This window comes from Pseudomonas sp. D8002 (assembly GCF_013385695.1).
GTDB lineage: Bacteria > Pseudomonadota > Gammaproteobacteria > Pseudomonadales > Pseudomonadaceae > Aquipseudomonas.
Genome location: NZ_JACAPM010000024.1, coordinates 406,828 through 411,203, shown reverse-complemented (window position 1 = coordinate 411,203; position 4,376 = coordinate 406,828). Strand labels below are relative to the sequence as shown.

The window sequence follows — 4,376 nt, the reverse complement described above, 5'->3', positions numbered from 1 at the left end:
CAAAACCAGCTGCCAAGCCAGCCGCTAAAACTGCTGCTGCGAAACCAGCCGCGAAGCCAGCTGCTAAAACCGCTGCTGCGAAACCAGCCGCCAAGCCAGCTGCTAAAACTGCTGCTGCGAAACCAGCTGCGAAGCCAGCCGCTAAACCTGCTGCTGCAAAACCTGCCGCGAAGCCAGCCGCTAAAACTGCTGCTGCGAAACCAGCTGCGAAGCCAGCCGCTAAACCTGCTGCTGCAAAACCTGCCGCGAAGCCAGCCGCTAAACCTGCTGCTGCAAAACCAGCCGCGAAGCCGGCCGCTAAGCCTGCTGCTGCGAAACCAGCTGCCAAGCCGGCCGCCAAACCTGCTGCTGCCAAACCAGCTGCCAAACCAGCCGCCGCCAAGCCAGCACCAGCCAAACCAGCTACTCCAGCTGCAAAGCCTGCGACCCCGGCTGCACCTGCTGCCAGTACCACAGCGCCAACCGCACCGGCCAGCAGCACGCCTGCACCGGCAGCGCCAAGCGTCACCCCAACCAGCGCTTCCTAAGTGCCGGTAACCGCGGCGCGCAGCTGATGCAGCGCGTCGTGGTCAAGGTTGGCGGCTTCGGCCGCCAGTCCTTCAACCCATGCTTGATGATTCACCTCGGCCATCGGCCAATGCTGCGCCACACCTTCCAGGCGTGATAGCAGCAGCCTTTCTGCATCCAATTCCAAAGCCTTGACCCGCTCCCGTAACGCTCCCAGCTCAGCATCCTGCTGCGCCATGGCCCGCCATTGCGTGCGTACTTGCCGCAGCGGCTCAACCACCTCCGCCTGCCACGGCCCGGCGATCTGTCGCAGTGCCTGCAAGCGCGACGGTTGCGGCGCCACACCCCGCTGCTCCAGCCACAACCCGCACAACACCAGGCACACATCAGCCCCTTGCGCCTGCAAGCGCAGGCACGCGTCCTCGACGCCCGGGCGGGCGTAAGTCGAGAGGGCAAAGCTCCACAGGTCAGCGCACATATTCACACCCAAGCCAGCGGCCAACGAAGCTGGTAGACTCCGCCGCCATTATGATCCGACTTCAAAGCCTAACATTACAGCGTGGCCCGCAACGTCTTCTCGAAGACGCCGAGCTGACCCTGCACGCCGGTCACAAAGCCGGCCTGATCGGTGCCAACGGCGCCGGCAAATCCACGTTGTTCGCCTTGCTGCTGGGTGAGCTGACTCCCGACTCCGGGGATTGTCTGCTGCCGGCCGACTGGCGCATCGCCCATATGCGCCAGGAGATCGACACCCTCGACCGCATTGCGATCGACTACGTGCTCGATGGCGACCTGCGCCTGCGCCAGGTGCAACACGACCTCGCCGAGGCCGAGAAAGCCCAGGACGGCGCCGCACAGGCCCGCCTGCACTCGGAACTGGACAGCGCCGACGGCTACACCGCCGACGCGCGTGCGCGCAAGATGCTTGCCGGCCTTGGCTTTACCAACGAACAGATGGACCGCCCGGTCGCCGACTTCTCCGGTGGCTGGCGCATGCGCCTGAACCTGGCCCAGGCGCTGATGTGCCCCTCGGACCTGTTGCTGCTCGATGAACCGACCAACCACCTGGACCTCGATGCGATCCTTTGGCTGGAAGACTTCCTGAAAAGCTACCCGGGCACCTTGCTGCTGATTTCCCACGACCGGGATTTCCTCGACGCCGTGGTGGACAACATTGCCCACGTCGACCAGAAGAAAATCACCCTGTACCGCGGCGGCTACAGCGCCTTCGAACGCGCCCGTGCCGAACGCCTGGCCCAGCAACAGCAGGCCTACGAGAAGCAGCAGGCGCAGCGCGCGCACATGGAAAGCTATATCGCCCGGTTCAAGGCCCAGGCCACCAAGGCCCGTCAGGCCCAGAGCCGGATCAAGGCCCTGGAGCGCATGGAAGAACTGTCGGCGGCCCACGTCGATTCACCGTTCGACTTTGTGTTCCGCGAGTCGGTGAAAATCTCCAGCCCGTTGCTGGACCTTTCCGATGCCCGCCTGGGCTATGGCGACAAGACCATCCTCGAGAAGGTCAAGTTGCAGCTCACCCCTGGCGCGCGGATCGGCCTGCTCGGCCCCAACGGCGCGGGCAAGTCGACCTTGATCAAAAACCTCTCGGGCGAATTGCAGCCCCTGGCCGGTCGCCTGGTGCGCGGTGAGAACCTGGTGGTGGGCTACTTCGCCCAGCACCAGCTGGACTCCCTCGACGCCAAGGCCAGCCCGCTGCTGCACCTGCAGCGCCTGGCGCCGACCGAACGCGAACAGACCCTGCGGGACTTCCTCGGTGGTTTCGACTTCCGTGGTGCGCGCATTGACGAGCCGGTGCTGAATTTCTCCGGTGGCGAAAAGGCCCGCCTGGCCCTGGCCCTGATCGCCTGGGACCGGCCAAACCTGTTGCTGCTCGACGAACCGACCAACCACCTCGACCTGGAAATGCGCCTGGCGTTGACCATGGCCCTGCAGGAATTCAGCGGCGCGGTACTGGTGGTGTCTCACGATCGCCACCTGCTCAAGAGCACCACGGATAACTTCCTGCTGGTGGCTGACGGCAAGGTCGAGGAATTCGACGGCGACCTGGAAGACTATGCCCGTTGGCTGTCGGACTACCGCCTGCGCAACGCGCCGGTCAGCAACACGCCGGTCAACCCGGACAAGACCGACAAGAAGGCCCAGCGCCAGGCCGCGGCTGCATTGCGTCAGCAACTGGCCCCGCACAAGCGTGAAGCGGACAAGCTGGAAGCCGAATTGGGCAAGATCCACGAGAAGCTGGCGAAGATCGAAACCAGCCTGGGTGACAGCGCCGTCTACGAGCCGGCCCGCAAGGATGAATTGCGCGACCTGCTGGCCGAACAGGCCAAGCTCAAGGTACGTGAAGCGCAGTTGGAGGAGACCTGGATGGAAGCCCTCGAACTGCTGGAATCCTTGCAAGCGGAGCTGGAGGCGCTGTCCTGATGGAAGCGCTGCAACTGCCGCTGCCGGCCCAATGGATCGCGCCGATCTGGGTGGCCGTACAGATTCTGCTGATCCTGCTGGCCGGCTATCTCGCCCAGCGTTTCGTCGCCAAATGCCTGAACCGCCTGGGGGAACGTTATCCGTTCCCGCCGCAGTTGCTGATGCCGCTGCGCGGCGGCCTGCGCTGGCTGATCATGGGCAGCGCGCTGATCTTCGTGCTGGAGCGCCTGGGCGTCTCTGCCACGGTGTTGTGGACGGCGTTGTCGGGTTTTGTGGCGGTGGCCGCGGTGGCGTTCTTCGCCATGTGGTCGGTGTTGTCCAACCTGCTGTGCGCCATCCTGATCTTCACCGTCGGGCCGTTCCGCCTGGGCGATGTGGTCGAGTTGGTGGACACCGTCGACAAGCCCGGCGTCAAAGGCCGGGTGGTGGCGATCAACCTGCTCTACACCACGCTGATCGAAGTGGAAGAGGCCGGTACCGGCAGTGTCATGGTGCAAGTGCCCAACAGCCTGTTCTTCCAGCGCTCGGTGCGCCGTTGGCGCGGCAGCGACGTGCTGCCTTAACCTGTGGCGAGGGAGCTTGCTCCCGCTGGGCTGCGTAGCAGCCCCAAAAAAAGCCGGGAGCGCTACGCACTCCAGCGGGAGCAAGCTCCCTCGCCACAGCAAGCCCCCTCGCCACAAAGGCGCACCCCAAAATTTTTCTAGCCATTTCTCAGCCGGCAGCGTTAGTTTAGAAACATTCAGCAAACTAAGCTCTGAGGTGTGTAATGGCGCTCGACACATGGCTGGCCTTTTTCCTGGCCAGTTGGATCATCAGTCTTTCCCCTGGCGCCGGTGCCATTGCGTCGATGTCCAGCGGCCTGCAATACGGTTTCTTGCGCGGTTACTGGAACGCCCTGGGCCTGCAATTGGGCCTGGCGATGCAGATTGCCGTGGTCGCCGGTGGCCTGGGGGCGATTCTTGCCGCATCCTCCACCGCGTTTTATGCGATCAAATGGTTTGGCGTAGCGTACCTGGTGTACCTGGCCATCAAGCAATGGCGCGCGCTGCCAACCGACCTGAGCGATGACGCGGCGATTCGCCCGATCGGCAAGCCGATGGCGATGATGTTCCGCGGGTTCCTGGTCAACGCCAGCAACCCCAAGGCCCTGGTGTTCATGCTGGCGGTGCTGCCGCAGTTCGTGAACCCGCAGGCGCCGCTGCTGAACCAATACCTGATCCTGGGCGCGACCATGATCTGCGTGGACATGATCGTGATGGCCGGCTACACCGGGCTGGCGTCGAAAGTGTTGCGCCTGTTGCGCACACCGAAGCAGCAGAAACGCATGAACCGTACGTTTGCTGGCTTGTTCGTTGGGGCGGCGGGGTTCCTGGCCAGCTTGCATCGCGCAACGGCTTAACTGACGAAACCGGATCAAAAATGTGGGAGCG

Annotated in this window: 5 protein-coding genes; 4 read left to right on the top strand and 1 reads right to left on the bottom strand. The window is 63.7% G+C overall.

Annotated features, from left to right (window positions below; all coding sequences use genetic code 11):
- Nucleotides 1-527, top strand: a 527-nt coding sequence (locus HX807_RS14785) for a hypothetical protein (RefSeq protein ID WP_177050318.1), incomplete at its 5' end; no start/stop codon positions are given.
- Here HX807_RS14785 and HX807_RS14780 read toward each other — a convergent pair.
- Entirely contained in the window at nt 524-985 is a 462-nt protein-coding gene (locus HX807_RS14780; RefSeq protein ID WP_177050317.1) for a TIGR02444 family protein, read from the bottom strand. The two genes, HX807_RS14785 and HX807_RS14780, sit on opposite strands and share 4 nt — an antisense overlap.
- A gap of 50 nt (nt 986-1,035) precedes the next feature.
- Between HX807_RS14780 and HX807_RS14775 the strand changes: the two genes are divergently transcribed.
- The 3 genes from HX807_RS14775 to HX807_RS14765 all read left to right on the top strand — a co-directional run bounded on the left by HX807_RS14775 (nt 1,036) and on the right by HX807_RS14765 (nt 4,345).
- The gene (locus HX807_RS14775; protein WP_003208841.1) at nt 1,036-2,946 is read left to right on the top strand and encodes an ATP-binding cassette domain-containing protein; all 1,911 of its coding nucleotides are present in this window, start codon (nt 1,036-1,038) and stop codon (nt 2,944-2,946) included.
- Nucleotides 2,946-3,509 (top strand): mechanosensitive ion channel family protein, encoded by a 564-nt coding sequence (locus HX807_RS14770; protein ID WP_008439307.1) that lies wholly within the window; start codon nt 2,946-2,948, stop codon nt 3,507-3,509. The genes HX807_RS14775 and HX807_RS14770 overlap by 1 nt, the downstream gene beginning before the upstream one ends.
- Before the next feature lie 203 nt (nt 3,510-3,712).
- Nucleotides 3,713-4,345, top strand: coding sequence for a LysE family transporter (locus tag HX807_RS14765; RefSeq protein WP_003208844.1), 633 nt, complete (start codon nt 3,713-3,715; stop codon nt 4,343-4,345).
- Nucleotides 4,346-4,376: the final 31 nt, after the last annotated feature.

Excerpts from the sequence above, each read along its gene's own strand:
- HX807_RS14770 (WP_008439307.1), top strand. The coding sequence starts at position 2,946 with ATGGAAGCGCTGCAACTGCCGCTGCCGGCCCAATGGATCGCGCCGATC.
- HX807_RS14775 (WP_003208841.1), top strand. The coding sequence starts at position 1,036 with ATGATCCGACTTCAAAGCCTAACATTACAGCGTGGCCCGCAACGTCTT.
- HX807_RS14780 (WP_177050317.1), bottom strand. The coding sequence starts at position 985 with ATGTGCGCTGACCTGTGGAGCTTTGCCCTCTCGACTTACGCCCGCCCG.
- HX807_RS14765 (WP_003208844.1), top strand. The coding sequence starts at position 3,713 with ATGGCGCTCGACACATGGCTGGCCTTTTTCCTGGCCAGTTGGATCATC.